The sequence below is a fragment of the Curvibacter lanceolatus ATCC 14669 genome (assembly GCF_000381265.1).
GTDB lineage: Bacteria > Pseudomonadota > Gammaproteobacteria > Burkholderiales > Burkholderiaceae_C > Curvibacter > Curvibacter lanceolatus.
In genome coordinates, this window is the sequence record NZ_KB906253.1 from 357,771 (window position 1) to 383,640 (window position 25,870).

Annotated in this window: 25 protein-coding genes and 1 pseudogene; 20 read left to right on the forward strand and 6 right to left on the reverse strand. The window is 64.3% G+C overall.

Annotated elements, in window-relative coordinates:
- Nucleotides 1–30: 30 nt before the first annotated feature.
- From F624_RS0101760 to F624_RS0101770, 3 genes are all read left to right on the forward strand, one after another.
- Entirely contained in the window at nt 31–585 is a 555-nt protein-coding gene (locus tag F624_RS0101760; protein WP_019572533.1) for an OsmC family protein, read from the forward strand.
- On the forward strand, nt 582–1,409 hold the full coding sequence (locus F624_RS0101765) for a VOC family protein (protein WP_019572534.1): 828 nt from the start codon (nt 582–584) through the stop codon (nt 1,407–1,409). The genes F624_RS0101760 and F624_RS0101765 overlap by 4 nt, the downstream gene beginning before the upstream one ends.
- A gap of 92 nt (nt 1,410–1,501) precedes the next feature.
- Entirely contained in the window at nt 1,502–1,801 is a 300-nt protein-coding gene (locus F624_RS0101770; protein WP_019572535.1) for an alpha/beta hydrolase family protein, read from the forward strand.
- Here F624_RS0101770 and F624_RS35480 read toward each other — a convergent pair.
- Nucleotides 1,757–2,041, reverse strand: coding sequence for a hypothetical protein (locus tag F624_RS35480; RefSeq protein ID WP_019572536.1), 285 nt, complete (start codon nt 2,039–2,041; stop codon nt 1,757–1,759). The genes F624_RS0101770 and F624_RS35480 overlap by 45 nt on opposite strands.
- 8 nt (nt 2,042–2,049) lie before the next feature.
- Here F624_RS35480 and F624_RS35485 point away from each other — a divergent pair.
- Nucleotides 2,050–2,265: pseudogene (locus F624_RS35485) on the forward strand (c-type cytochrome); the annotation flags it as partial.
- A gap of 114 nt (nt 2,266–2,379) precedes the next feature.
- Nucleotides 2,380–4,269: a protein-disulfide reductase DsbD gene (dsbD, locus tag F624_RS0101785; RefSeq protein ID WP_043425343.1), complete on the forward strand. Its 1,890-nt coding sequence runs from the start codon at nt 2,380–2,382 to the stop codon at nt 4,267–4,269.
- Between the two features lie 102 nt (nt 4,270–4,371).
- On the opposite strand, the gene F624_RS34625 is transcribed toward dsbD, so the two are convergent.
- The 5 genes from F624_RS34625 to F624_RS35490 all read right to left on the reverse strand — a co-directional run bounded on the left by F624_RS34625 (nt 4,372) and on the right by F624_RS35490 (nt 9,530).
- A complete protein-coding gene (locus tag F624_RS34625; protein ID WP_019572539.1) occupies nt 4,372–4,545 on the reverse strand; it encodes a hypothetical protein in 174 nt (57 codons plus the stop codon).
- A 131-nt stretch (nt 4,546–4,676) separates the two neighbouring features.
- Complete coding sequence (gene arsA / locus F624_RS0101795; RefSeq protein ID WP_019572540.1) at nt 4,677–6,461, reverse strand: arsenical pump-driving ATPase; 1,785 nt, start codon at nt 6,459–6,461, stop codon at nt 4,677–4,679.
- A 126-nt stretch (nt 6,462–6,587) separates the two neighbouring features.
- Nucleotides 6,588–8,408 carry a SulP family inorganic anion transporter gene (locus tag F624_RS0101800; RefSeq protein WP_043425346.1) on the reverse strand — a complete coding sequence of 607 codons (1,821 nt, stop codon included), beginning with the start codon at nt 8,406–8,408 and terminating at the stop codon, nt 6,588–6,590.
- A gap of 381 nt (nt 8,409–8,789) precedes the next feature.
- Entirely contained in the window at nt 8,790–9,182 is a 393-nt protein-coding gene (locus tag F624_RS0101805; protein WP_019572542.1) for an antibiotic biosynthesis monooxygenase family protein, read from the reverse strand.
- 9 nt (nt 9,183–9,191) lie between these two features.
- Complete coding sequence (locus F624_RS35490; RefSeq protein WP_211224125.1) at nt 9,192–9,530, reverse strand: BON domain-containing protein; 339 nt, start codon at nt 9,528–9,530, stop codon at nt 9,192–9,194.
- Between the two features lie 632 nt (nt 9,531–10,162).
- Between F624_RS35490 and F624_RS0101815 the strand changes: the two genes are divergently transcribed.
- The 15 genes from F624_RS0101815 to F624_RS0101885 all read left to right on the forward strand — a co-directional run bounded on the left by F624_RS0101815 (nt 10,163) and on the right by F624_RS0101885 (nt 25,855).
- Nucleotides 10,163–11,737, forward strand: a complete 1,575-nt coding sequence (locus F624_RS0101815) for an acetolactate synthase large subunit (protein WP_019572545.1) — start codon at nt 10,163–10,165, stop codon at nt 11,735–11,737.
- A gap of 70 nt (nt 11,738–11,807) precedes the next feature.
- Nucleotides 11,808–12,602 (forward strand): SDR family NAD(P)-dependent oxidoreductase, encoded by a 795-nt coding sequence (locus tag F624_RS0101820; protein WP_031253852.1) that lies wholly within the window; start codon nt 11,808–11,810, stop codon nt 12,600–12,602.
- Between the two features lie 28 nt (nt 12,603–12,630).
- The gene (locus tag F624_RS0101825; RefSeq protein ID WP_019572547.1) at nt 12,631–13,668 is read left to right on the forward strand and encodes a WD40/YVTN/BNR-like repeat-containing protein; all 1,038 of its coding nucleotides are present in this window, start codon (nt 12,631–12,633) and stop codon (nt 13,666–13,668) included.
- Between the two features lie 14 nt (nt 13,669–13,682).
- Nucleotides 13,683–14,165 (forward strand): VOC family protein, encoded by a 483-nt coding sequence (locus F624_RS0101830; RefSeq protein ID WP_027476678.1) that lies wholly within the window; start codon nt 13,683–13,685, stop codon nt 14,163–14,165.
- Nucleotides 14,166–14,195: 30 nt separating this feature from the next.
- Nucleotides 14,196–14,798 carry an amino acid synthesis family protein gene (locus F624_RS0101835; protein ID WP_019572549.1) on the forward strand — a complete coding sequence of 201 codons (603 nt, stop codon included), beginning with the start codon at nt 14,196–14,198 and terminating at the stop codon, nt 14,796–14,798.
- A gap of 12 nt (nt 14,799–14,810) precedes the next feature.
- Nucleotides 14,811–15,656: an alpha/beta fold hydrolase gene (locus tag F624_RS0101840; protein ID WP_031253854.1), complete on the forward strand. Its 846-nt coding sequence runs from the start codon at nt 14,811–14,813 to the stop codon at nt 15,654–15,656.
- Nucleotides 15,657–15,705: 49 nt separating this feature from the next.
- Complete coding sequence (locus tag F624_RS0101845; RefSeq protein ID WP_019572551.1) at nt 15,706–16,002, forward strand: NIPSNAP family protein; 297 nt, start codon at nt 15,706–15,708, stop codon at nt 16,000–16,002.
- 30 nt (nt 16,003–16,032) lie between these two features.
- Nucleotides 16,033–17,652, forward strand: a complete 1,620-nt coding sequence (locus tag F624_RS0101850) for a bifunctional 3-(3-hydroxy-phenyl)propionate/3-hydroxycinnamic acid hydroxylase (protein WP_019572552.1) — start codon at nt 16,033–16,035, stop codon at nt 17,650–17,652.
- A gap of 136 nt (nt 17,653–17,788) precedes the next feature.
- On the forward strand, nt 17,789–18,763 hold the full coding sequence (locus F624_RS0101855) for a Bug family tripartite tricarboxylate transporter substrate binding protein (protein WP_019572553.1): 975 nt from the start codon (nt 17,789–17,791) through the stop codon (nt 18,761–18,763).
- A gap of 75 nt (nt 18,764–18,838) precedes the next feature.
- The gene (locus tag F624_RS0101860) at nt 18,839–20,266 is read left to right on the forward strand and encodes an NAD-dependent succinate-semialdehyde dehydrogenase (protein WP_019572554.1); all 1,428 of its coding nucleotides are present in this window, start codon (nt 18,839–18,841) and stop codon (nt 20,264–20,266) included.
- A 129-nt stretch (nt 20,267–20,395) separates the two neighbouring features.
- Nucleotides 20,396–21,847, forward strand: a complete 1,452-nt coding sequence (gene gabD / locus F624_RS0101865) for an NADP-dependent succinate-semialdehyde dehydrogenase (RefSeq protein ID WP_019572555.1) — start codon at nt 20,396–20,398, stop codon at nt 21,845–21,847.
- The gene (locus tag F624_RS0101870; protein ID WP_019572556.1) at nt 21,844–22,881 is read left to right on the forward strand and encodes a Bug family tripartite tricarboxylate transporter substrate binding protein; all 1,038 of its coding nucleotides are present in this window, start codon (nt 21,844–21,846) and stop codon (nt 22,879–22,881) included. The genes gabD and F624_RS0101870 overlap by 4 nt, the downstream gene beginning before the upstream one ends.
- 68 nt (nt 22,882–22,949) lie before the next feature.
- A complete protein-coding gene (locus F624_RS0101875) occupies nt 22,950–23,933 on the forward strand; it encodes a Bug family tripartite tricarboxylate transporter substrate binding protein (protein ID WP_019572557.1) in 984 nt (327 codons plus the stop codon).
- A 301-nt stretch (nt 23,934–24,234) separates the two neighbouring features.
- A complete protein-coding gene (locus F624_RS0101880) occupies nt 24,235–24,975 on the forward strand; it encodes an IclR family transcriptional regulator (RefSeq protein WP_019572558.1) in 741 nt (246 codons plus the stop codon).
- A 157-nt stretch (nt 24,976–25,132) separates the two neighbouring features.
- Nucleotides 25,133–25,855, forward strand: coding sequence for an IclR family transcriptional regulator (locus tag F624_RS0101885; protein WP_019572559.1), 723 nt, complete (start codon nt 25,133–25,135; stop codon nt 25,853–25,855).
- The last annotated feature ends 15 nt before the right edge of the window (nt 25,856–25,870 follow it).

The following is a 25,870-nucleotide window of genomic DNA, read 5'->3' on the forward strand; positions in this document are numbered from 1 at the left end:
GGCCTGGCTTTCCACCCGAAAGACCTGTTCATGACCACTCTCAATGACTACCTGGCCGAAAAACGCACCGCCGTGCGCGCCCGCCACGCGCAGACGGCGCAAGGCGAAAGCCAGCCCGCCCGGCTGGCCGCCAAGGTCAGCGCCGAAGGGCGCAGCGGGGTGCGCCGCATCCGCATCCGTGATCACCAGATCATCAGTGACAGCCCTTATAACTTTGCGGGCTACGACCTCGGGCCCAGTTCGCCCGAATTGCAGCTGGGTGTGCTGGGTTCGTGCGTGACCCACATCTTCCTGATCCAGGCCGCTGACCGTGAGGTGCCGATCGACAGCCTGGAGGTCGAGATCAGCGGGCAGATCGATCCACGTGCCGGCAAGCCCGGCCATGAACACATTCCGGTCTGGCCCCATGACCTGGCCTACACCGTGCATCTGAGCTCTCCGGCCAGCACGGAAGAGATCGACGCTTTGTTTGAAGCGGTGGAGCGCAGCTGCCCGATCCTGAACCTGCTGCGCCAGCCTCAGCAGGTGCGCGGTGTGGTGAAGCACACCCGCAGCGCCTCGGCATCGTTGGAGGCTGCAGCATGAGCACCTCATCGCCCTTGTCGCTGGACCACCTGGTCATCCACGTCAAAGACCTTGCGGCAGCGGTCGCCCAGTACACCGCCCTGGGCTTCACCGTGCAGGACGGCGGCACCCATGCCGACGGCAACACCCACAATGCCCTGATCGGCTTTGCCGATGGCAGCTACCTCGAATTGATCGCCTTCCTGAAGCCCGCGGCCTCGCACCGCTGGGGCAGGCACCAGCAAAGCGGCTACGAAGGCTTTGTCGACTTTGCCCTGCTGCCCCACGATGTGGGCCAGGTGGTGCAAGGCGCTCAAGCCCAGGGCCTGAACTACCAGGGCCCCATCGAGGGCGGCCGCCTGCGCCCTGATGGCGAGCGCCTGGTGTGGCAACTGGGCATACCGCCCACCCCCGACCTGCCCTTTTTGTGTGGCGACGTCACCCCCCGTGCCCTGCGGGTGCGTGAAGGCGAGGTGCGCGTGCATGCCAACGGCGTGCAAGGCGTGGCGGCGCTGACCCTGGTGGTGCGTGACCTCGCCGCCAGCCTGTCGCGCTACCAGGCGCTGCTGGGGGCGGCCGAGCCGCTGCTGGGCCACACGGTGCTCAGCGGCCTGGGCATCGAACAGGCGGTGCTGTCCTTGGGCACTCAACGCCTGGTCCTGCTGGCCCCGGTGGCTGACGCCGACACGGCGCCGGCCCGCAGCCTGCAACACCTGCTGGACACCCGGGGAGAGGGTGTGCTGGGGGCCAGCCTGCGCCTGGGCGCTGGCCACACCGGGGCATCGACCCACGCCTTGCCCCTGGCCGCCACGCACGGTGCGCCGTTCGAATGGACCCCCGCTTGAGAGCGCCGGGGCCCAGGCCCCAGGTGGGCTGGGTGGGTTAGAGTCGGCGCCTGCCGGCCACGCCCGGCCCCTTATCGACGGAGACCCCAGGCGTGCCTGACACCACCCCTTTCGAGCTGACGCTGCGCGACACCGTGTTGCGCGGCACCGTGCACCATGGCAGCCCGCTTGCCGAACCGCCCCACCTCCTGGCCCTGCATGGCGGCGGCCAGTCGTCGCGCCAGGGCTTTCGGCCCTTGCTGACGGCCCTGGCCGCCCACGGCCACACCAGCGCGGCGTTCGACTTTGCCGGCCACGGTGAAAGCGGTGGTCAGCTCATCGGCTCCAGCCTGGACCACTGGGGCCTGTTAACCCTGATTTCGCAGGATGCGTTGGAGGTCCAAAAGGCCTAGCGCAAGGCGCCAACCGCAGCTGGGTCGGTGACCCAGCGAGGATTGGCAACGCACCTGCTCCTGCACCTGCTCCTGCTCCTGCTCCTGCTCCTGCTCCTGCTCCTGCACCTGCACCTGCACCTGCACCTGCACCTGCACCTGCACCTGCTCCTGCTCCTGCACCTGCTCCTGCTCCTGCTCCTGCTCCTGCTCCTGCTCCCGCTCCGGCACCAGCACCAGCACCAGCACCAGCACCAGCACCAGCGGCTGCCAATGGCAAGGCGCTGTATTCAGCGAACTGTGCGATGTGCCACACCGCCAATCCATCTGCCAATGTCAGCAAGGTTTTGAAGGGGGCGAACTCCCCATCCACGATCCTGAACGCGATCACCAACAACGTGGGAGGAATGGGCTTTCTGAAGCCGACGATCGATGCGACTGCAGCCAGCGATCTTGCCGCGTACTTGGCCAATCCCGGCATTTGAGCCCTCGGCGGTACAGGCTGACTTCAGCTTGAGACTGGGGAGCGACAGCGCCTTTGCCGGCGCTCCCCAAGCCGGCGCGATGGCATTTTGAATAGGATTTTTGGAACAATGAACATGCTTGACTATTTCCACAAGGCCACCTGGCGATGGGCCTCCTCTGCACTGATCTTCTTGAGCACGCTGGGATCTGCTTGGGCCGCAGATGAGTTTCTTGCTGCAACAGCAGCTTTTGAACTCAGTGCCCAGATCGTGGACAGCTCGACCTTGCGACTTCATTGGCAGATCGCCAAGGGGTACCACCTCTACAGGGATCGCATTCACCTCAGGCTTGACGGCCGAGACATCACCCATGAGGCCGTCACCTTGCCCGCGGGCAAAAAGGTCTACGACGCCAATTTCTCAAAGGACATGGAGGTCTATGAAGGCGCTGCCGACGTGCTCGTCGCACTTCCAGTCGGGCAAGGAAACGGTGTCGAACTGACTTGGCAGGGTTGTGCCGATGCCGGACTCTGTTACCCCCCTGAGACCGCGTCGTTGAATTGGACGGCCAGCACGAACAAAGCCGGAGGCAGTGTCCAGATCACCGATAGCTCGGGCACCGTCAAAACGCCCGACATCACGGCGGTAGCCGCTTCCACGTCATCGCTCGTGACGTCGGCCCCCACTGCGGACCTGGGCAGTTCGGAGATTGAGCGCACTTTGGCATCGGGAAACTGGCTGCATATTGCCGGTCTGTTTGGCTTGGCTGGCCTGTTGTTGGCCTTCACGCCTTGCGTGTTGCCCATGGTCCCCATTCTTTCGTCCTTGATCGCAGGTCAAGGCACCGCGATCAGCAGGCGCAAGGGCTTTGGTCTCTCAGCTGCCTACTCTGTGGGGATGGCACTGGTCTATGCAGCGTTTGGTGTGATGGCCGGCCTTGCGGGAGAAGGGCTCGCCGCTGCGCTTCAGAATCCCTGGGTCCTCGGCTCGTTTGCCTTGTTGCTGGCAGGGATGTCCTTGTCGATGTTCGGGATGTATGAGTTGCAGATGCCCAGCTTCATCCAGAGTCGCGCCACGGAGTGGTCCAACCGCTTTCAAGGCGGCTCGTTTCTAGGCGTGTTTTTGATGGGCGGGATTTCTGCGCTGGTGGTTGGCCCATGCGTGGCAGCTCCTCTGGCAGGGGCCTTGGTGTTCATCAGCCAGACCCGAGACGTTGTCTTGGGCGGCATGGCGCTTTTCTCCATGGCCATGGGCATGAGTGTCCCCCTGCTGCTGGTGGGGCTGTCCGCTGGCAGTCTGCTGCCGCGTGCCGGTGCCTGGATGGAGCGGGTCAAACAGGTGTTCGGCATGATGCTGCTGGGTGTTGCCATCTGGATTGTGTCCCCCGTTTTGTTGGCGCCCCTTCACATGGCGTTTTGGGCCATTTGGTTCCTGGTTGCCGGCGCCTTGCTGGGTATCTTTGAAGCGAGGACTGCGCTGCACTCACGCTCTTCCGTGGCAGCCCGTGCTGGCGGAGCCGCTGCGATTGCCGTTGCCTCGATCCTGTTGCTGGGGGCAGCATCAGGTGGACAGTCTGTGGTGCAGCCACTGGCCCATTTGCGAGGCCTTGGAACACCCCAAAATGGAGTCGCGGCGGCCCCTCGTGACAACAAATCTCTGCGATTCGAGAAAGTGGTCAGCCTGGACCAACTTGAGGTTGAAATGCAGAATGCCCGCCAACGAGGGCAGACAGTGATGCTGGACTTCTATGCAGACTGGTGTGTCGCCTGCAAGGAGTTTGAATCGATGACGTTCAGCGATCCATCTGTTCAAACGAAATTGAAGAATGTGAGGCTTTTGCAAGCGGATGTCACCGCCAACAACACGGAGGACAGGGCGCTGATGAAGCGATTTGGGCTATTTGGTCCGCCCAGTGTCCTGTTTTTTGACCACCGTGGTGGCAGTGACCCTGTCAAGAGGGTGATTGGATACCAGAACGCGTCTGAATTTCTGGCCTCATTGGAGCATCTGTCCTCGGCAAAATAATGGCCGTCAACGAGGGCTGTAGAAGTTATTCGGAGCAATTCTGGCCATCAAGGGCCCAGGACAGCACAGCCATCTTGGTGGTCAAGATGGCTGGTCTTTCTTCTACCCGAATAATCTGTGAAATATCCTGGCAATCGCCAGGCTGCCCAGTGCAACCAACATTCCAATCAACAAAATGCCCCACAAGCCCACTTTTGACGATTTTTGGGGCTTGTTTTCCTGTTTGTTGGCATCGTCATCTGGAAATAACCTGGATGGAATGGTGTCCTGTTGCATTTGCTAATCTCATCCATGTCAAATTCAATGCGCAGGACTCTTTGGGCTCTTGAAATTATGCTGGTGGCGCATTGAGGCAACACTCCCGGGCCGGATTTTGACCCATGAGGATGAAGCCGAGATGAACCGGATCAGGACTCTCTTCCGGGCAGGGCCGGTTGCAAGAGCAAGCCCTCCAACGCCAACAGGCCGACCAGGGGTTCTGCTTTCCACGGCACCACATAGGGCGCGCGCGGCGCAAAAGTTCTCACGCGCTGAATCTGCTTGTGCTCATTGGACAGTCGCGCCTCGAGCAAGGGGTCTCGGGTTGCCGTGGCCAGCAAGGATTTGTTGATCACCCAAGCGAAGGGTTCGATTTGAGCGCGTCGCAAGTCGTCTTGCAGCGCCGCCGCTTGCGAGACAGGTGTTGCCTCGGGCAGGGTCACCAGAATGATCTTGGTGTAGTTGGCGTCTTGAAGGCGCATCAGGGGCGTCACGATCCGCCCGGCCCCTTTTCCCTCAAACTCCCGAACCATCTGCCGGTGGTAGGCGCCCGTGGCGTCCATCAACAGCAACGAGTGCCCGGTCGGCGCGGTGTCCAGCACGACAAAGGCGCTTCTGGCCTGCGAGACCACATGGGAGAAGGCGTGGAAGACCGCCACCTCTTCGGTGCAGGGTGAACGCAGGTCCTCGATCAGCAAGTCCTTTTCTGCAGCGGTCATGCCGGGCGACCTGGCAGCCAAGATCTTGTCGACGTATTTTTGTGTCTCAGTCTTCGGGTCGATCCGCCCAACGCTCAAGCCAGGCACTTCGCCATCGAGGGTTGCAGCCAGATGGGCTGCTGGGTCTGTGGTGCTGAGGTGGACGGATTTGCCGCGTTGGACCAAACCCAGGGCCAGGGCAGCCGCCACCGTGGTTTTCCCGACGCCGCCCTTGCCCATGACCATGATCAAGCCATGCTCGCCCTTGGCAATCTCGGCCACCAGATCCGCGAGGCCCGGATGGTCCCTGGCGACATCCAGTGCAGGGCGCTTTGGTGTGTCGACCGGCTTGGCAGACAGCAACGCCCGAAGCGCCTCCAAACCCACTGAATCGACCGGCCGCAAGGCGATCATGTCGCAAGGCAGGGCTCGGAGTGGCTCAGGCATGGCACTGATGGCCTGTTGTCCCAGATCCTCCAGTGCGGCCGCGATGCCATCACGACGGTCACTGGCCTTGAACACCGCATTCACCACCAGGCGTTGCTGCCTCAGCCCCAATTCCAGCAATTCGACAGAGGACCTGGCGGCCTCATTCAGCGCACCGGCCTCGGGGCGGGCGACCAGGACGAGGCTGGTCAAGGCCGGGTCGTTGAGCGACTTCAAGGCCTGGTTGAAGAGTTGCTCTTGCATCTTCAAGCCCGAATGCGGGCCCAGGCAGGAGGCTCCCCGGTCATTGCCGCTCAGAAAACCGCTCCACGCCTTGGGCAGGCTGAGCAGCCTCAGTGTGTGTCCCGTCGGGGCCGTGTCAAATACCACATGCTCAAAAGCATCGCCGCCATGCGAGAGCAGGCTGGCGAATTCATCGAAGGTTGCGATCTCGGTGGTGCAGGCCCCTGAAAGCTGCTCCCTGACCGTCGACACCTCTTCGGGGTTGGCCTGTGCGCCCATCTGCCCGACGACACGAGCCCGGTAATCTTGAGCCGCTGTTTCCGGGTCGATGTTCAGAACAGAAAGGCCCGGCACACCAGGCACAGCCACCGGTTGGTTGCGCAGCTCAATGCCCAGCATCTCATCCAGGTTGGACGCCGCGTCGGTGCTGACCAACAGAACTTTCTTGCCCGAGTCTGCCAGTGCAATGGACACCGCTGTTGAAACCGAGGTCTTGCCAACCCCGCCCTTGCCGGTGAAGAACAAGTACTTGGTCGGCGCATCGAGAAGGCTGAAGTGTGACGGCATAGGTTTCCTGGTTCGAATCGCGTTGATGTGCCTGCTGAATCTTCATCAAGGAGAGTTTCATGAAATGACTCCAGGTCCGTCTGTCAGCGGACATGCCCCGACCCTGCTGCCACTGGACGTTGGAGCCTATTGAACAATGCCCGCCCCAGACTCGCTTGCTCGGTCTTCCCAGTCGATCCACACGACATTCTGAGAGACCAGGTAGCGTCGTACCGCTTCGCCGAGCGTCGCAAAAAACCGCTGCTCGCCGAGTCTGGAAAACAGGCCAAAGCGCTTGAGCTTGTCTTTGACGGGATCCTTCATCTCTGCAAAGCACAGATCGATGCCGGCCTCATGCAGGGTCATATCGAGTTCGTCCAACACATCGGCTGAAGTGACGTCCACGCTGGTCATCGGCTCAGCACCGACAACCAGCCAGCGCACGGGTGTTGGTGAGTCGGCCACCGCATCCAGCACGCGATCGCGGAACAACTCTGCGTTGGCGAAGAACAGCGGTGCATCCCACCGGAAAAGCACCAGCCCCGGCACAACACGCGCCTCGGGGTAGCGACTGATGTCGTGATAGCCCTTGACGCCATCGACCCGGCCCAACACAGCCGAGTGCGGTCGCCAGCCATCCCACAGGAATTCGATGACAGCGGCCAGGATCGCCAAACCAATGCCGGGGATCGCACCCAGGAGCGCCACGCCCAACAGGCAGCCAATCGATAACCAGAATTCCCACCGCTGAATTCGCCAAATGCGGCGCAAGTCCTTGACTTCGATCAGGCCGATGGCCGAGGCAATCACCACCGCGGACAGCGCCGCGACCGGGACGTTGCGTGGCAGGCCGGGCGCCATCAGCAGCATGGCGCCAACGGTGCACGCCCCCACCATGCCGGTAAGCTGCGTCCTCGCGCCGGCGGCCTCCGCCACCGGTGTGCGCGAGGCGCTGGCACTGATCGGGAAGCCCTGGAACAGCCCGGCGGCGAAGTTGGCTGCGCCCAGGCCAACCATCTCCTGGTTGGGATCGACGAAGGTCGCCGTTCGGCCAGCATAGGTTCGCGACAACACGCTGGTGTCGGCAAACGAGATCAGCGCCACCGCCAGCCCACCGAGCAGCACGGGGGCGACGTCGTTGGAGTCTATCGACGGCAGTGCAAAGTGGGGGAGGCCCTGTGGCAACCCGCCGAGCACGGGCACGCCCGCATGGGCGCCGGTGGCCCAGGCCAAGTCCTGGAGGGTGACAACCAGGGTTGCGCCCACCACGGCGACCAAAATCCCAGGTAGCCGTGGGTACCGCTTGAGTAGAAGAATGGTCAGCAACGTACCGGCCCCGATGAGCAGAGCCATGGGGTTCAGCTTGCCGGCCCACAAGGCCAGTCCGAATTGCCAGGACTCGTCAAGCAGCCCATGGGCATCGACGCTGAAGCCGAACAAGCCTGGCAACTGGCTGGCAATCACAGTCAGTGCGATGCCGTTCATGTAGCCATAACGGATCGGCTTGGACAGCAGCTCGGTGATGAAGCCCAATCTTGAGGCGCCCGCAACGATGCACAGCACACCCGATACCAGGGCCATCATGCCGGCCAACGCAACAGCTCGGTGTGGGTCGCCTGCCGACAGCGGCAGTACGACGGCCAGGATAAGGGCGGCCAGCGAGGAATCCGGCCCCAATACCAAGATGCGACTCGGCCCAAACACGGCATAAGCCAGCAGCCCGGCCATGGTGGCGTACAGGCCGCAGATGCCAGGCAAGCCGGAAGCCACGGCGTAAGCAATGCCGACAGGGACCAGCACCGCGGTCAACACCAGGCCTGCCACGATGTCATGCCCCAGCCATGCCATCTTGTAGCGGCGAACTGTTTGAATGCCAGGACACCATCGCCCCCAACCCGCAGCGGCCCGCGTGGAACGCGGGCGAAGCAAGCGCTGCGGCGGGTGGTTCCCGGTTTCAGGAGATTCCATGATCACAGCCTCTGTCTGGCTCGAATAAGGATGAGTCGGGTCAGCGTGAAAAGAGGTTCACCCACATCGTGGCAGTCCAACTGCGACCGAGTCCGCTGCCGCTTGTCGCAATATATCCTTTCGCTCAGGGGGAGGACGCACTTGCCGCAATGACTTCATTGCGCCTCGTCAGGGGCGCCGCATACTGCAGGCACGCGAGGCGCGGCCCTCTGGATTGGCCATGGACTTGCCGAACGCATGTCGCGCCAATGCGTCATGGGTCGCTTGGCTGGAGATGCCACTCGCTGTATGAGCGGCTCCCTCGACTGAACCATGGCCGACTTGGCTGCGGTGAGGCCACCTGTCGGCTTGGTCGCTGGCACGCGAGTCAATCAGTTGCAGCTACACGGCAGGCAGGAGTGCGCCGGTCGATACCGTGCAGTGCTCGTTGCCATGGGCGCTGAGCCTGCTGAATTCGGGTGCCCGAAATACCGCCGCCCAGTAGGTCATCGAGGCCCAATGCGATACATGCACGTAGCGGGGTGCATTGCTTGCATTGAGGTTCTGCAAGAACTCTTCAGACAAATACCCGGGCTGCCTCTTCATCATCGCGCGCATGTCGTTCATGGCCGCCAAGGCTTCTGAGGGGGTGGCGTTCGCCGCGAGCGCAACTTCGACCACCACCGTCACCGGACCCGTCTGGGCAGGAACTGTCTGCGCTGAACCCGGCGTGAACGCCAAGGTCCAACACGACAGTGCAAGGGCCGCCAACAAGCGGGCTGATGGCTGGGCCATGGTCCATTCCTACTTCTTGACCGTGAGTTCGTCGTGAATGGTGTGGGCGCCATCCGCGGTGCGAGCAATCTTCAATGCCTCGTCGATCTGCGCTTGGCTGTCCAGCATCCCGGTCAAGCGCACATCCCCCTTCAGTGTCACGACGCTGATGTCGAAGCCTTTGAGCGATTCATTCTGCTGCAGGGCCGTTTTCACATGCTCGGTCACATCCATGTCCGAGACGTTGCTCGCAGCAGCAGAGACACCTGGTGCCGCCCCTGTGGCGTCTGGCGACTTGCCGCATCCGCATACCAACATCGTTACGGCCATGGCTGCGGCGAAAGCCATGGATTTGGGGTGAGTATTCATTTGAGGCGATCTCCAATCGGTAGGCCAACTTGGCGTGGCCGTGCGACCACCATCGCTCGTTTGAACACACCCGTCGGTGCGCAGGCCAACCATGATCCACCAAGAATTGGCCGCTGGCGCCCAGCATGTGTGCACGCCGGTCTTCGCAGTCCCATCGTGGGCCGCGTAGAACATGGCGCGCTGGCCTCCGCAGACTTGGGCCTGTGCCTGAACACCGACATCCAGCAACTCCGCGGCGCTGCTGTCACCGATGACGATGCAGCCATGCCAGCCGCCCGGCGGGGCGCACTTGCGTGGCCAGACGTCGACTGCCTGCTGCCCCCACCCCTCAGCCTGCGCTCTCTTCATCCCCGCATTCCCAGCATGGGCCCCACGGCCCGTTGTTGTTCCCAGCGCCTGGCTCCTGCCCATGGCGATTCCTCGCTTCGCCATGCCCCTTGGGCCTCCTGTCGCTGGCTGGATCCGCTGCAACTCAGCCCTGCCATGTCGCGCGCAGCAGCGGCTTTCGGGTGACTGACTAAAAAGATACAAATACGTATAACACAGAAAATAGCAAAGCATAGCCCAAAGAAAAAACCTGATAAATCGTCTTTGTAGTTGCTAATTTTCGTCTAATCGATAAAGTAGCAAACATGACCACCGAAAAATACCCCACTGGAGCAGACCTGCTTTTGGCCCAACTGGCCGCTCAGGGCGTGGATACCTGCTTTGCCAACCCCGGCACCACGGAACTGGATGTCGTGCGATCCATGGAGACGCAGGACGCGGTCCGTTGCGTGATCGGATTGCAGGAAAACGTGTGCACGGGCGCCGCTGACGGCTATGGCCGCATGCTGGGTCGTCCTGCGGCCACCCTGCTGCACCTGGGCCCCGGATTTGCCAATGGCATTGCCAACCTGCACAACGCCAAGCGCGCCCACACCCCGATCGTCAACCTCATCGGCGATCACACCAGTTGGCATTTGCCGTTCGATGCGCCCCTGAGTTCCGACATCGAGTCCCTGGCGCGTCCGGTGTCCGGTTGGGTGCATCGCATTGACAGCGTGGCCGATGCCGCGCCGGCTGCCGCGCAGGCCGTGCGGCAGAGCCTGGCCCATGGCGGGCAGTCGGCCACGCTGATCTTCCCGGCCGACTACCAGTACGGCACGCTGGACGCAGCGGCCGGCTCCAGCAAAGGCGAGGCGGTGGCCGCGCCGTCGCCGTCGCTCTCGCATTTCGACCTGGCCGCTGGCGTGCACGCGCTTCGTCAAGCCAAGGCCCCCTTGTTCCTGCTCGGCGGTGGCGGTGCCTTGAGCGGATTGGGTGAGCGTGCTCAAAAGGCCGTGGCCCGCCTGTGCCAGGTGCTGCCAGGGCGCGCCTATGCCGAGACCTTCCCGGCGCGCTCGGAGCGTGGGCAGGGCTTGCCGGTCTTTGATCGGCTGCCGTATTTCCCGGAACCCGCCCGCCAGGTGCTCGACGCATCCGACCTGGTGGTGCTGGTGGGGGCTTTGCCACCGGTGACCTACTTCGGCTACGAGGGCCATGCGAGCGAGATGGTCACCCCAGACCGCCTGCTGCTGCTGAGCCAGCCCGGCGAAGACGCGGCCACCCGGCTGGAGGCGCTGGCTGAGGCGCTGGCGGCACCTGCGTATGTGGCACCGCAGGTGCCGATGCCGGAGCGGCCCACAGGTGAGTTGACGCCCCAGAAGATCGCCGCCGTGCTGGCGCGTGAACTGCCGGACCAGGCCATCGTGTCGGTCGAGGGCGGCACCTGCGGCTATCCCTTCTATGCCGCTTCTGCTGCAGCCCGCGTGCATACCACCTTGACCAACACCGGTGGGGCCATCGGGCAGGGCCTGCCCGTGGCCATGGGGGCGGCCATCGCCTGCCCCGAGCGGCCAGTGGTCGCCCTGGTGTCTGACGGCAGCACCCAATACACGATCCAGACCCTGTGGAGCATGGCGCATGAGGGGCTGAACGTGGTGGTGCTGGTGGCCGCCAATCACCAGTACGCGATCTTGCGCAATGAGCTGAGGCGCGGCGGGGCTGCGCTCGGCGAACGCGCTGCTGCCATGACCAGCCTGGAGAACCCCCGCATCGACTGGGTCTTGCTGGCGCAGTCCTATGGGGTCAAAGCCTCGCGCGCCCAGACGGCCGAGGCGCTGGCAGAGCAGTTTGCCAAGGCCGTCGCCACTTCCGGGCCCAGCCTGATCGAAATGGCGCTGTGAGCCTCGGCTTCATCAGCGTCATGCCAAGCAACCGGGCGCCAGCGGCGCTCATCCATCACCAGGAGCTAATGTGGATCTGAAACTCAAAGGAAAAGTCGCTGTGGTCACCGGCGGCAGTCTGGGCATCGGCCGTGCCGTGACCGAGGCACTGGCCGCCGAAGGCGTGCGTGTGGCCATCGTGGCGCGCAGTGCGGGCCCTCTGCAGGCTGCGGCCCGCGAAATCAGCGAACAGTACGGTGTCGAGGTGCTGGCCGCACCGGCCGATGTGAGCAGCACCGAGCAGGTCGAGGCCATGATCGAACAGGTGGCCCAACACTTCGGGCGCATCGACATCCTCGTCAACGGGGCCGCCCACCCGGGTGGCCTGGTGCGCAGCGAAATCGAGCACGCCAGCCCCGAAGGCCTGCTGGAAGACATCAACATCAAGGTGGTGGGCTACATGCGTTGCGCCAAGGCGGCCGCAGCCCACATGAAGAGGAACGGCTACGGCCGCATCATCAACATCGGGGGCCTCACCGGCCGGGGCAGCAAGCAGCTGTCGGGCATGCGCAATGTGGCCATCTGCCACCTGACCAAAACCCTGTCCGACCAATTGGGCCCCTCGGGCATCACCGTCAACGTGATCCACCCGGGCGTGGTGGAAACCCCCCACATCCATGAGCTGTACGCCAAGGAAGCCAAGCTGCAGGGCCTCACGCCCGAGCAGGTCGAGGCCAACTACGCCAAGGTGACCCCGATCCGCCGCGTGCTCCAACCCCAGGAGATTGCAGACACCGTGCTGTTCCTGGCCTCCGAGAGGGCTGGTGCCATCACCGGCGAATCCATTGCCGTCGATGGCGGCATCACCCGCGGCATCTTCATCTGATCGCTCATTCACCCCAAAAGGAACACCCATGAAGGGAACCATTCTTGTGGCCACTGCGGGCCAGGGCATTTTGCGCAGCGTGGACAACGGTGCCAGTTGGCATCGCCTGGGGCTCAAGGAAGCCATTGAATTCGACGGCACGGTGCGGGCGCTGGCGGTGGACCCGGCCGACCCCCAGCGGGTGTTGGCGGGTGCCGATGTGGGGCTGTGCCTCAGCACCGATGGTGGCGCCCATTTCAGCCGGGTCAGCTCGCCCATGGACGGTCAGACCGTCTGGGCCATCGCCTTCGACCCGGTGGACCCGAAAGTCGTCTACGCCGGCACCGGGGCGCCTTCGCGCGCCTTCACCTGCCGCTCCCGCGACGGCGGCCTGAGCTGGGAGCGTCTGGGTGTCGAGTTGCCGGAGTTCTGCCAGGGCGTCAACCGCCCCCGGATTCTGACGATGTGCGTCAACCCGGTGAACCACCACGAGGTCTGGTTCGGCGTCGAGGAAGGTGGCGCCTGGCGCAGCACCGACCAAGGCGACCATTGGGAACGCATGGATGTGCCCGGGGCGGGCATCAACAACTCCGACATCCATGCGATCACCATCCTGCCGGCCACCGCGCAAGACCCGGTGCGCCATTTCGTGCTCACCGTGAACTCGGTCTGCGAGAGCACCGATGGCGGCAAGTCCTTCGTCCACAAGCCCTCGCGCGAACGGTTTGACGGCATGTACTACACGCGCACGGTCCAGGTGACGGGCGCTGCGGGGCAGGCGCTGTTGCTGGCCATCGGCGACGGCACACCGGGTACCCGGACCAAGATCTACCGTTCAGAAGACCGTGGCCAGACCTGGAGCACCGCCTTGCTGCACACCGCGCCCAACTCGACCGTGTGGGCTTTCGGGACCCATGCGGCCGACCCCGACCTGGTGTTTGCCGGCACCAAGTACGGCGACCTGCTGCGCTCCACCGATGCAGGCCGGACCTGGTTCAAGGAGTGGCGTGAGTTCAGCGAAATCACCTCGATTGCCTGGACACCGTTCGAGGCCCCGGTCCATGCGCATCCGCAATCCATCAACTGATGCCTGGGAGCTTCATGTCTACGCCCTCATCTGATGTACGGCCCCGCATTCGCCGTACCCACCTGGCGCTGTTCGTCAAGAACCCCTTCGAGACGGCCTCCTGGTACGAGGACGTGCTGGGCATGGAGGTCACGGCGCGTGGCGATCGGTGGGTGTTTCTCTCTTTCGGTCAGAAGCACCACGACATCGCATTGATCCAGGTCGACCCGGCCAGCCCGACGGCGGAGGTCCGAGGCGACATCAACATGCAGCACTACGGGCTGGAGATCGAGGGGTCGATGGATGACCTGCGTCGTCTCTACGGCATGTTGCTGCGCAAGAACGTGCCGGTGGTGAAGACCACTGACCACGCCGTGGGCTATGGCCTGTATTTCACGGATCCGGACGGGCATCGCTTCGAGTTCTTCCTCGAGACCGTGCACGACGACGAAGAGGGCAAACGCCTGCTGGGCGACTACGACGCTCCGAGCCGCCCCTTTGATTTGACGCCGCTTTGAATCCATCCACTTTGAGTTGAAAGAATACCCATGAGAACCCTGAACTTTGGCGCCTTCCACATCCGCAAGTGGTACTTGCAGGTTGAAGACACCCTGGCCGGCGAGACCGGTGCACCTGCAGACGGTGAACCCCTGCGCAAGTTCGTGCTGGCGGCCTGCATCCACAACCCCTACGCAGGTCGCTACGAGCCTGACCTCAGCGCCTGGATCGAAGGCTCTGTGGCGCTGGGCCAGGAGTTCGGCCGCCGTATCCAGCAAGCCGCCAACGGGCAAGCCATCGAAAGCTATGGCAAGGCCATCCTGGTAGGCGCTGACGGTGAATACGAGCATGGCAACGCCCTGCTGACCAACCCGGCGGCCAATCCGATCCGCGATGCACTGGGCGGTGCCAAGTCTTGGGTGCCCTCGACGGGCAAGCGCGGCGGGCCCGGCACGGTGCTGGACATCCCGCTGGCCCACAAGGATGCCCTGTATGTGCGTTCGCACTATGACTCGGTGAGCGCGCTGTTCAATGACGGCCCGAATCGCGACGAGGTCATTGTGTGCTGGAGCTTTGCCACTCGCGGGCGCCTGAATGCGCGCCTGGGCGGCTTGAAGGCTTCCGAGGTCAAGGGCCTGGACGGCCTGGTCTGAGCTGAGGCCGCCATGGAACGTCGCGACGACACACTGCCTCTCCAGGGGCTCAATTTCCACGTCACGGAGTGGGGTGACCCGGGCGCTCGACCCATTGTGATGATGCATGGCATCCGGGGCTATGCAGAGACCTTTGCCGGTGTGGCCGCGGCGCTCCAGCCTGACTTCAGGGTCATTGCCTTTGACCAGCGCGGCCGCGGGCAAACCGATTGGGATCCGGCCTGGAACTACTACACCGATGCTTATGTGGCCGACCTGGCTGCCCTGGTCGATCACCTGCACCTGGCGCAGTTTGATCTGCTCGGGCATTCGATGGGGGGGATCAACGCGCTGGTCTATGCCGCCGAACACCCGGGTCGGGTGGGTCGGCTGGTGATCGAGGACGCCGGCCCCGGCGCCTTTGACACCAGTGCCGGTGCGGTTCGGATCCGCAAGGAGCTGGCCACCACCCCCAGCGAGTTTGAGAGCTGGGAGCTGGCCGCAGACTTCATGCGGGCGCTTCGGCCCACCGTGTCCGAGGCGGCCAGGCATCAGCGTTTGCAGCAGATGCTCAAGCAGACCCCGCAGGGGCGATGGACCTGGCGCTATGACCATGCCGGCATCGCCGCGACACGGCTTGACCCCGACCCTGCGCGCGTGGTCGATCTTCGCCCCAGCGTGCAAGCCATCCAATGCCCCACCTTGGTGATCCGCGGCGGTCGTTCTGACTACCTGCAGCCCGAGATGGTGAGCGAGATGCTGCGCCTCAACCCGACCCTGCAGGCCACCGAGATTGCGGATGCGGGCCATTACATCCATGACGACCAGGCGGAGCGATTCAACCAGGTGGTGTGGCAATTCCTGTCGCGCCAGCCGTGACCAAGCCGCCCCCCCTGATGCCCTTCCCGTTGGACGGAAACACCGAAAAATGATCTACGAATTGAGAACCTACACCCTGGTCCCCGGCGGCCTTAGGGACTATGTGAAGACCTACAACGAACTCGGGCGCGAGGTCCAGGTCGGCATCCTGGGCCAATTGGTCAGTCTGTTGCAGCCCGAGAGCGGTGACCTGAACGAGCTGAAGTTCCTGTGGGCATTCGACAGCTTTGAAGACCGCGCCAGGCGGCGTGCCGAACTGCTGCAAGACCCGCGCTTCACGGACTTCCGCAAGGCGGTCCGGCACCTGTTGATTCGTCAGGAAAGCCAGTTGCTGAGCCCGATCTGAAACACCCCATCGCTACCACCCCCCCCCAACATGTCCCAAGACAAAAAAGAAGTTCCGGTCCTGATTGTTGGCGCTGGCCCCTGTGGGGTCACCATCGCCAACCTGCTGGGCAGCTACGGGATCGAAACCCTGCTCATCGACCGCAGCCCGGCGATTCTGGATTTTCCGCGCGCGGTGGGTCTGGATGATGAAGCCTTGCGCACCTTCCAGGCCGCAGGCCTGGCCGAGGACATGCTGCGCGACATGATCCAGAACGTGCCCATGCGCATGTACACGGCGGCCAAGCAATGCTTCGCCGAGATCCTGCCCAGCACGCGTGAATTCGGCTGGTGTCGTCGCAACCTGTTTTCCCAGCCGCTGGGCGAGGCCACCCTGCGCAAGGGGCTGGCCCGCTACCCGCATGTCGAGATGGCCCTGGGGGTGGAGTTGCTCTCGCTGGTGCAGGACGAGCACGGCGTGGATGCCACCTTGCGCCAGGCCGATGGCAGCTTGAGCACGGTCCGTGCGCAGTACCTGGTGGCTTCGGACGGCGCACGCAGCACCGTGCGCGAGGGCATTCTCAAAGTGCCCTATGAGGGCAAGACCCATTCGCACAAATGGGTGGTCATCGAGTGTGAGGATGACCCGCTCGACGCCCCCTACACGGCGCTGCATTGCGAGCCCCGCCGGCCCTATGTCTGCCTGCGCCTGCCCTATGGGCTGCGCCGCTGGGAGTTCATGCTGTTCCCCGGTGAGGATGGCGACCAGATGCTGACACCCGAGAAGGTGCAGATGCTGCTGAGCCACCACGTCGAACATCCCGAGCGCCTGAAGGTGATCCGGGCCCGTGTCTACACCCACAACTCGCGCGTGGCCAAGGATTTCGTGGTGGGCCGGGTGTGCCTGGCAGGCGACACGGCGCACATCACCCCGCCCTGGATCGGGCAGGGGCTCAATGCCGGCTTGCGCGATGCGTTCAACCTGGCCTGGAAGCTGGCCTGGATCGTGCGCGGCCGCATGAAGCCTGAATTGCTGGCCAGCTACCACGACGAGCGTCATGCCCACGCCCAGGCCATGATTGACCTGGCTGACCTGTTCGGCTCGGTGCTGTCGCAGCGCAACCGCTTGGTCGCCTGGCTGCGGGACCGCTTCTTTCTGTCGATCAAGAACATTCCCAAGGTGCGCGACTACGTGCTGCAGATGAAGTTCAAGCCCATGCCGCGCTTCGTCAAGGGCGTGGTGCTGAACAGCGGGCATGCCGCTCGCGACGATCTGGTGGGGCGCATGTTCATCCAGCCCGTGGTCGAGCAGATTTCGGGCGAGCCGCGCAAGCTCGACGACGTGATCGGCGGGTGTTTTGCATTGGTCAGCTGGCGCTGCAATCCCTTGGCGCAGATGAGCCCCGCGTTGGCCGAACAGCTGCGGCTGCTCAAGTGCGATCAATTTGTGGCCGTCAGGGCCCGAAGCAGTGCCTGGGAAGTGAATCGCTGCACGGGTGAGGCGCCGATGGTCAACCTCATCCAGGACACCGACAACCTCTTGAACGCCTGGTTCCAGGCCCGTGGTGTGGACTGGGTGTTGATCCGCCCGGACCGGTTTGTGGCTGCGGCCGGCCTGGCGGCCAGCGCACCCGAACAATTGACCGAGTTCTGTCGCACGGTGGTGCGGTAGGGCGATCGCGCCGATCGCGCTGAAAGCGCCGGTGTCGCCGTGGCGGCATCGCCGCCGGGCCGCGCTTGGCTGCGGCCAGGCCTCGGCCGCCTGTGTTGTTGAGTTCCGTATCTCGTTCCCTCAAGAAAGCCCCCCCATGAACCGCTCAAAATCCCGTCTTCTGGCCTTTTGCCTGCTGGCACTGGGTGCCGTGTCCGCCATGGCACAGTCCTGGCCGCCCGCCACGGTCCGCATCGTGGTGCCCTACCCACCCGGTACCGAGCCCGACGTGCTGGCCCGCGACCTGGGCAATGCCCTGAGCAAGCAGACCGGCAAGGCCTTTGTGGTGGACAACCGCCCCGGTGCCAACTCCATCGTCGGCACCGAGGTGGTGACCAAGGGAGATGCTGACGGAAGCACCTTGCTGATGGTGGATCGCCTGGCCGTGGTCACCAACCCGGTGCTGTACGCCAAGATGCCTTACCAGTGGGAGACGGCCCTGAAGCCGGTGTCCGATCTGGCGGGTGTCAACCTGTTCGTGGGGGTGCGCGAAGGTCTTCCGGTGAAGAACTTTGCCGAGTTCCTGCAGTACGCCAAGACCGCACCGGGCGGTGTCAACATCGGCACCGGTGGCAACGGCCATGTCAACCACATCGGCATGGAGATGCTCAAGCAGGCGCACGGCCTGAACTTCTCCTACGTGCCCTACCGGGGCGTGGCGCCCGCCGTGCTGGGCTTGTTGTCGGGTGAGGTGGATGCCGTGATGGCGGGCGGCATGGTGATGCAGGCCCACGCCAAGAGCGGCAAGATCCGCCTGCTGGCCATGGGCGACACGCAGCGCGCCATGTACCTGCCCGATGTGCCCACGCTGGCCGAGGCGGGCGGCAAGCCCGGCACCATCCCCTCGACCGTCTTTGCCTTGTTTGCGCCCTCCAAGGTGCCCGATGCGGTGGTGACGCAGATCAACCAGGCCGTGGCCAAGGTCATGGACTCGTCTCAGGTCAAGGGCACTTATGCGGTGCGCGGCATGGACGTGGCCACCTCAACGCCTCAGCAAACCCTGGCATCCATGAAAAAGGACGCCGTGCGCTACGGAAAGATCATCCGGGAGGCCGGCATCAAGCTGGAGTGACGAAGTTTCTGCCTGTGCCTTCTGCCCCGAACAGGGCAGGGCCCCCCGCTCCACCCATTCTCTGAGCACCGCACCATGTACCCCTCACTTTCTCTCTACATCAATGGCCGCTTCCTGAGTGCCGAAGGGCGCGAAGTCCAGACCATCCGGGATCCTGCAACGCAGGAGGCTTTGGGTGAACTGCCTTGGGCCACTGGCGAAGACCTGGATGCCGCACTTCTGGCCGCAGACCATGCCTTCCAGACCTGGCGGTGCAGCTCGCCCATGGAGCGCTCCGCCGTGTTGCGCCGGGTGGGTGAGCTGGCCCGCGAGCGCGCGAACGACATTGCACGGGCCATCACGCAGGACAACGGCAAGCCCCTGGCCGAGGCCGTGGCCGAGGTGCTCAACAGCGCCGAACATGCCGAATGGGCGGCCGAAGAGTGCCGGCGCATCTACGGCCGCGTGGTGCCGCCCCGCAACCCCCTCGTACGCCAGTGGGTGGTACGCGAGCCCGTGGGGGTGTGCGCGGCCTTCAGCCCGTGGAACTTCCCGATGGGGCAGGCCATGAAGAAGGTGGTGGCGGCCATTGGCGCCGGCTGCACGGTGGTCCTCAAGGGGCCCGAAGAGTCTCCCAGCGCGGTGGATGCCCTGGCCCGCCTGTTCCACGACGCCGGATTGCCACCCGGCGTGCTCAATGTGGTGTGGGGCGTGCCTTCCACCATCTCCAAGCACCTGATCGAGTCGCCCATTGTGCGCAAGGTGTCGTTCACGGGCTCCGTGCCGGTGGGCAAGCACCTGGCGGCCATGGCGGGGGCCCACATGAAGCGGGTCAGCATGGAGCTGGGCGGGCATTCTCCGGTGCTGGTGTTTGATGATGCCGATGTGGAGCAGGCGGCCACCCTGCTGGCCCGCTTCAAGGTGCGCAACGCCGGGCAGGTGTGTGTCTCGCCCTCGCGCTTTTATGTGCAGAGCCGGGTGTATGACCGCTTTGTGAGCGCCTTCACCGAGGTCATCAACTCGGTGACGATGGGCCATGGCCTGCAGCCCGAGTCGCAGATGGGCCCCCTGGTGCACGCGCGTCGCCTCGAGGCCGTGCAGTCCCTGGTGGAAGACGCCCGGCGCCAAGGGGGCGAGGTGCTCAGCGGTGGCGGCCGTCTTCCGGGTGCCGGCCACTTCTTTGCCCCGACCGTGATCACGGGCCTGCCCGACACCGCCCGTGTGATGAACGAGGAGCCCTTCGGCCCCCTTGCGCCCATCACCCGCTTCACCGATCTGGAGGAGGTGCTGCGCAGGGCCAACAGTGTGCCGTTTGGCCTGGCGTCCTATGTGTTCACCCACTCGATTCAGACCTCGACGCGGGTGGCCAACGGCCTCGAGGCGGGCATGGTCAACATCAACCACTTCGGCATGGCCCATCCCGAGCTGCCCTTTGGCGGCATCAAGGACAGCGGCATTGGCAGCGAGGGCGGCACCGAGCTGTTCGACGGCTACCTGGCCACCAAGATGATCACCCAGATCTAGCGCCTGGCGCGCCCCATGCCATGGGCAAGGCCCCGCCGGGCCTGCCTTTCACCCGATGTTTCACGGCCTGTTCTCCAGGCTTTTCCCCAGGGCTTCAGGTCCTGGGGGTTTTCTCAAATTTCAATCGCCATGTTGAACCTACAAGACCCCTCCCTGCTGCGCGACCAATGCCTGATCGATGGCCAGTGGATCTCTTCCGAGCATCGCATCGATGTGACCAACCCGGCCACTGGGGCGCGCGTGGGCTCGGTGCCCCGCCTGGGCGCCGCCGAGACCGAGCGTGCCGTGCTGGCGGCCCAGGCCGCCTGGCCGGCCTGGCGCGCCCGCACGGCCAAAGAGCGTGCCGCCATCCTGCGCCGCTGGTACGAGCTGATCCAGGCCCATGCCGACGACCTGGCCCGCATCATGACGGCCGAGCAGGGCAAGCCCCTGGCCGAGGCCCGGGGCGAGATCACCTATGCAGCCTCGTTCATCGAGTGGTTTGCCGAAGAGGCCCGGCGCGTCTATGGCGACACCATTCCAGCGCCCTTGAGCAGCCAGCGCATCGTGGTCACCAAGGAGCCCATTGGCGTGTGCGCCGCCATCACGCCCTGGAACTTTCCGGCCGCCATGATCACCCGCAAGGCGGGCCCGGCCCTGGCTGCGGGCTGCACGATGGTGCTCAAGCCGGCCTCACAGACACCCCTGACGGCCTTGGCCTTGGTGGCGCTGGCCGAACGTGCGGGCGTGCCCGCGGGCGTCTTGTCGGTGGTGACCGGCTCGGCGGCTGACATCGGGCGGGTGTTGGCAACCCACCCGGCGGTGCGCAAGCTGAGCTTCACCGGCTCGACGGAGGTGGGGCGCACCTTGATGAAGCAGACCGCGGACAGCATCAAGAAAGTGTCCATGGAGCTGGGGGGCAATGCGCCCTTCATCGTGTTCGAGGATGCCGACCTCGATGCGGCGGTGGAGGGGGCGATGATTTCCAAATACCGCAATGCGGGGCAGACCTGTGTGTGCGCCAACCGCCTGTATGTCCATGCCAAGGTCTATGACGCCTTTGCCGCCAAACTGGTGGCCGCGGTGCAGGCCCTGAAGGTCGGCGACGGCCTGGCCGAGGGGGTGCGTGTGGGGCCTCTGATCGATGACAAGGCCCTGGCCAAGGTCGAGGAGCACATCGCCGATGCGCTGGCCAAGGGGGCGCGGGTCCTGGCCGGTGGGCAGCGCCACGCCCTGGGGCGTTCCTTCTTCGAGCCGACCGTGCTGGCGGATGTCACCTCCGACATGGCGGTGGCCCGCGAGGAGACCTTCGGCCCTCTGGCGCCCCTGTTCCGTTTCGAGTCTGAGGACGAGGTCGTGGCCCTGGCCAATGACACCGAGTTTGGCCTGGCCAGCTATTTCTACGCCCGCGACCTGGGGCGGGTGTGGCGCGTGGCAGAGCGTCTGGAGTACGGCATGGTGGGCGTCAACACGGGCCTGATCTCGAATGAAGTGGCGCCCTTTGGCGGCGTCAAGCAGTCGGGCTTGGGGCGTGAGGGCTCGCACTACGGCATGGATGACTACCTGGTCATCAAGTACATCAACATGGCAGGTATCCAATGAGCACGGCCCCGGCCCTGCGGAGGTGGGTGCGGCCTGGCACCGCGGCCTCCAGTTGGCGCATCGGCCTGGCGGGGCTGGCCCTGGCCCTGGCGGGCTGGGTCGGCGTGCCGCACGACGCCCGCGCAGCCGATCTGGCCTACCCCCAAAAAGCCATCACCTTGGTGGTGCCCTTTGCCAGTGGCGGGGGCACCGACGCGCTGGCCCGCCTGCTGGGAACGCAGCTCCAGCAGGTGTTGGGGCAGCCCATGGTGGTGGACAACCGCCCCGGTGCCAATGGCACGGTGGCCTGGCGCAGCGTCCAGCGGCAGCCGGCCGATGGCTACACCTTGCTGTTGGGCAGCCATTCAACGCACGTCATCGCGCCCCTGGCCGCGCAGCCGCCGCAGAATCCGCAGGCCATGATGGCGCAGTTCGCCGTGGTCAGCATCGTGGGCCATGCCCCGCTGGTGCTGGCCGTGCGGGCGGATGCCAAGGAGCGCGATCTGGGGGCGTTCGTGCAGCGGGCCAAGGCGCCAGGCCTGAGCTACGGCAGTTTCGGGGTGGGGTCCTCAGGCCATGTCATGGGCGAGGTGTTGGCGGATGTGGCCCACCTGCAATGGGTGCATGTGCCCTACAAGGGCTCGGCCCCAGCACTCACGGACCTGCTCGGGGGGCACCTCGACAGTGTGTTTCTCACGGTGTCTGCCATCAGTGGCGGTGTTGAGAGTGCCCAGGTTCGACCGCTGGCCGTGACCGGCACGCATCGATTCCCGTCCTTGCCATCGACCCCCACTTTTGTCGAACTGGGGTGGCCCCAGATGGCCGAGTCGGGCTGGTTTGCGCTGTTTGCACCTGCCGGTACACCGCCCGTGATCCAGGACACCTTGGCCAAGGCCTTGCACCAGGTGCTGCAGTCGAGCGAGCTGCGGTCGCGGTTGCTGGCGCAGGGGGTGGACCCGGTCGGCAGCACGCCCGAGCAGGCACGGCGCATCTGGGCGGAGGCTTTCCGCCAGGCCGAGCCGGTGGTCAAGCGGGCGCACATCGAGTTCCCCTGAGGCCGGTGGCCCATCGGGTGTCAGGTTGTCAGCAACGCATGGGCCCTGAAAGGCCCGAAAGGTACAGCATGGAACTGAACAAGCGGTTTTGTCTGAAGGGTCTCGGCCTGGCCGGGTTGGCCGTGGTGTGCCCTTTGATGGCGCAACCCGTGGCGGGCAAGCCCGTCACCGTGATCGTGCCGTTTGCGCCGGGCGGCGCCATCGATGGGGTGGCCCGCCAGTTGGCCGCGCCGGTGGCCCAGTTGCTGGGGCAGGCCTGGGTGGTCGACAACGTCACGGGCGCCTTCGGCACCATCGGCACGCAGAAGGTCGCCCACGCTGCCGCCGATGGGCAGACGCTGCTCTTCGCGGTCAGCAGCCCGCTCAATGTGGCGCCGGTGCTGACCCCCAGTGCCGTGCGCTATGACAGCTTTCGTGATTTCTTGCCCTTGACTGCGGTCGGGCAGATGCCTTTTGCCGTGGTGGGGCGCCAGGGTTTGCCGGCAGACACGCTGGAGGGGCTGATCCGCTGGGCGCGCGCCCATCCCGGGGTGCTGAACTTCGGCACCGATGGCCGGGGCTCGTTGCTGCACATCACCGGTGAACTGATCCACCTGCGCACCGGCCTGGACTGGGTGCATGTTCCCTACAAGGCGGCGCCCCAGGTGGTGACCGATGTGCTGGGCGGGCAGTTGGACCTGGCGATCCTGCCCGTGGCCCTGGTGCAGCAGCACGTGCAGGAGGGCCGAATGAAAGCCCTGGCCGTGAGCGCCGCGCAGCGGCTCGGTGTGCTGCCCCAGGTACCCACCCTGTCTGAACTGCCGGCCATGAAGGGCGTGGCCCTGAGCTCATGGTTGGGTCTGCTGGCGCCGGCGGGCCTGCGGCAGAGCGAGGCCGATCGGCTGAATCAAGCCGTCGGCAAAGTGGCGGGCAGTGAGGCCTTTCGGCAAATGCTGCAAGCCCGGGGCATCGTGCCCCAGCTCATCCAGGGGCCTGAATTCGAGCGCCTGATGCGCAGCGAGCGCGCCCTGATTGCCGACGTGGTCCGGCAAAGTGGCATGTCGGCGGAGTGAGGGCGTGGCCCAGCCGGTGGGCGGCCCAAGGCCTGGCGCTGAAAGGCCCGGGCAGCGGCGCCATGAAGCCTGCAGCGTAGGACGGTTGGAATATGCCTGAGGCCGCTGAGATAAAAATCGATGTGTTGATTTGGCATAAAAGTGCTTTATTTAATTGCAATACAATCAAATAGACAAAAATTTGCAATAAATTTGTGACATGTTGCCCGGCGCGGCTTGGCTGTGCGGGCCCCTGGCATGTCGTTGGCAGGGCAGGGCCGAAGTGCCTGGCTGTCACCTTGTTGTTTTCAAAACCAATGCCATGAACAGCTTGCGCCGGATGCTCGATGTCTTGGGCCTCTTCAGGTCTGACCAGTCGGTGATCGACATCGACATCATCTCCCGTGAGTTGGGCTACACCCCGGCCAGCGCCTATCGCTACCTGCGTGAACTGGGGGCGGTGGGCTTGCTGGTGCGTCTGCCGCGGGGCTACGCTTTGGGGCCGCGCATCATTGCGCTGGAGCACCAGATGACAGCCTACGACCCCATGCTGCAATGGGGGCGGGACCTGGTGGCCGACCTGGTGGCCCAGACGGGCCTGGATGCCCTGATCAGCGAATTCCATGGCCACTCCGTCATCAATGTGCTGCTGCAACGGGGCCATGACGCCGGGCCCGTGGGCGGTGGGCGGGGCTTGCCGATGGACTTGTTTCACAGCGCCACCTCACGCGTGGTGCTGGCCTACCTGCTGCCGCGCCAGATACGGCGCATCTACGATCAGCATGCCGAAAGCGCCCAGCTGCAGCACCTGGGGCTGGCCTGGAAAGACTACTCCCGCAGCCTGCTGGACATCCGCAAGAAAGGCTATTGTCTGAGCCGGGGCGAGCTTCACCCGGATCGCACCGGCGTTGCCGCGCCGGTGTTCGACGAGAAGCGCCGGGTGCTGGGCAGCATCACCCTGGTCGGGCGCAGCGAGCGCTTTCAAGCCTTTCAGGAAACCTTTCTGTGTGATCTGGTCGTGCGGGCCGCTGCGCGGTTGACGGATCGCATCGTGGCCCAATAGAGTCCTCATTCCTGACCTTGGGGGCATGGGCTTGGTGCGGGCCTGTTGCTCTTCCTTTGGCGTTTCGTCACGGGCACTGCCCGCAGTTCGATTACGCTTGTCAACCTGAACTTCAACCCTCCCACAGAACAACGAATTGATGAATAGCCTTCGACGCATGCTGGATGTTTTGAGCCTGTTCAAGCCTGAGCAGGCCGTGATTGATGTGGAGTTGATCTGCTCCCAGTTGGGCTATGCGCCGGCCAGCGCCTACCGCTATGTGCGCGAGTTGAGCGATGTCGGTCTGCTGGTGCGTCTGCCCCGGGGCTACGCCTTGGGCCCGAGGGTGATCGAGCTGGATCGCCTGATGACCGAATACCACCCGCTGTTGTCCAGCAGCCGCGATCTGACGCAGCACCTGGTGGAGCAGACCGGGCTCAGTGTGCTGATCAGCGAGTTGTATGGCTCCACCGTGATTTCGATCTATCACCAGCCCGGGGCCAACGTCGACCCCCTGAATTTTGGTCGCGGGCGCCCCATGGATCTGTTTCGCAGCGCCACATCGCGGGTGATCCTGGCCTATCTGCTGCCGCGTCAATTGCGCAAGATATTCGACGCCCACACCGATCATCCCGGCGTGCAGCGCATTGGCGGCGACTGGAAAGTCTTCTCCAAGACCATGCTGCAGATCCGCAAGCAGGGTTTCTGCATCAGCGTCGGCGAACTCGACCCCGAGAAGACGGGCCTGGCCGCGCCGATCTTCGACGAGAAGCAGCGCATTCTGGGCAGCATCACCCTGGTGGGGCCCAGCGAGCGCTTTGCGGCCTTCAACCAGGAGTTTCTCGCCAATCTGGTGGTGGGTGCGGCCGCCAGCATCACGGCGCATATTTCAGCGGCCTGATCCCGGGCGGCGGCC

Bases quoted from the DNA above. Each gene is read 5' to 3' on its own strand.
- F624_RS0101805 (WP_019572542.1), bottom strand. From the start codon at position 9,182: ATGGCCCAGCCATCAGCCCGCTTGTTGGCGGCCCTTGCACTGTCGTGT.
- F624_RS0101885 (WP_019572559.1), top strand. From the start codon at position 25,133: ATGCTGGATGTTTTGAGCCTGTTCAAGCCTGAGCAGGCCGTGATTGAT.
- F624_RS34625 (WP_019572539.1), bottom strand. From the start codon at position 4,545: ATGCAACAGGACACCATTCCATCCAGGTTATTTCCAGATGACGATGCC.
- F624_RS0101855 (WP_019572553.1), top strand. From the start codon at position 17,789: ATGAACCGCTCAAAATCCCGTCTTCTGGCCTTTTGCCTGCTGGCACTG.
- F624_RS0101850 (WP_019572552.1), top strand. From the start codon at position 16,033: ATGTCCCAAGACAAAAAAGAAGTTCCGGTCCTGATTGTTGGCGCTGGC.
- F624_RS0101845 (WP_019572551.1), top strand. From the start codon at position 15,706: ATGATCTACGAATTGAGAACCTACACCCTGGTCCCCGGCGGCCTTAGG.
- F624_RS0101825 (WP_019572547.1), top strand. From the start codon at position 12,631: ATGAAGGGAACCATTCTTGTGGCCACTGCGGGCCAGGGCATTTTGCGC.
- F624_RS0101870 (WP_019572556.1), top strand. From the start codon at position 21,844: ATGAGCACGGCCCCGGCCCTGCGGAGGTGGGTGCGGCCTGGCACCGCG.
- F624_RS0101765 (WP_019572534.1), top strand. From the start codon at position 582: ATGAGCACCTCATCGCCCTTGTCGCTGGACCACCTGGTCATCCACGTC.
- F624_RS0101760 (WP_019572533.1), top strand. From the start codon at position 31: ATGACCACTCTCAATGACTACCTGGCCGAAAAACGCACCGCCGTGCGC.
- F624_RS0101875 (WP_019572557.1), top strand. From the start codon at position 22,950: ATGGAACTGAACAAGCGGTTTTGTCTGAAGGGTCTCGGCCTGGCCGGG.
- F624_RS0101840 (WP_031253854.1), top strand. From the start codon at position 14,811: ATGGAACGTCGCGACGACACACTGCCTCTCCAGGGGCTCAATTTCCAC.
- arsA (WP_019572540.1), bottom strand. From the start codon at position 6,461: ATGCCGTCACACTTCAGCCTTCTCGATGCGCCGACCAAGTACTTGTTC.
- F624_RS0101835 (WP_019572549.1), top strand. From the start codon at position 14,196: ATGAGAACCCTGAACTTTGGCGCCTTCCACATCCGCAAGTGGTACTTG.
- F624_RS0101815 (WP_019572545.1), top strand. From the start codon at position 10,163: ATGACCACCGAAAAATACCCCACTGGAGCAGACCTGCTTTTGGCCCAA.
- dsbD (WP_043425343.1), top strand. From the start codon at position 2,380: ATGCTTGACTATTTCCACAAGGCCACCTGGCGATGGGCCTCCTCTGCA.
- F624_RS0101800 (WP_043425346.1), bottom strand. From the start codon at position 8,408: ATGGAATCTCCTGAAACCGGGAACCACCCGCCGCAGCGCTTGCTTCGC.
- F624_RS0101830 (WP_027476678.1), top strand. From the start codon at position 13,683: ATGTCTACGCCCTCATCTGATGTACGGCCCCGCATTCGCCGTACCCAC.
- gabD (WP_019572555.1), top strand. From the start codon at position 20,396: ATGTTGAACCTACAAGACCCCTCCCTGCTGCGCGACCAATGCCTGATC.
- F624_RS0101860 (WP_019572554.1), top strand. From the start codon at position 18,839: ATGTACCCCTCACTTTCTCTCTACATCAATGGCCGCTTCCTGAGTGCC.
- F624_RS35490 (WP_211224125.1), bottom strand. From the start codon at position 9,530: ATGAATACTCACCCCAAATCCATGGCTTTCGCCGCAGCCATGGCCGTA.
- F624_RS0101880 (WP_019572558.1), top strand. From the start codon at position 24,235: ATGAACAGCTTGCGCCGGATGCTCGATGTCTTGGGCCTCTTCAGGTCT.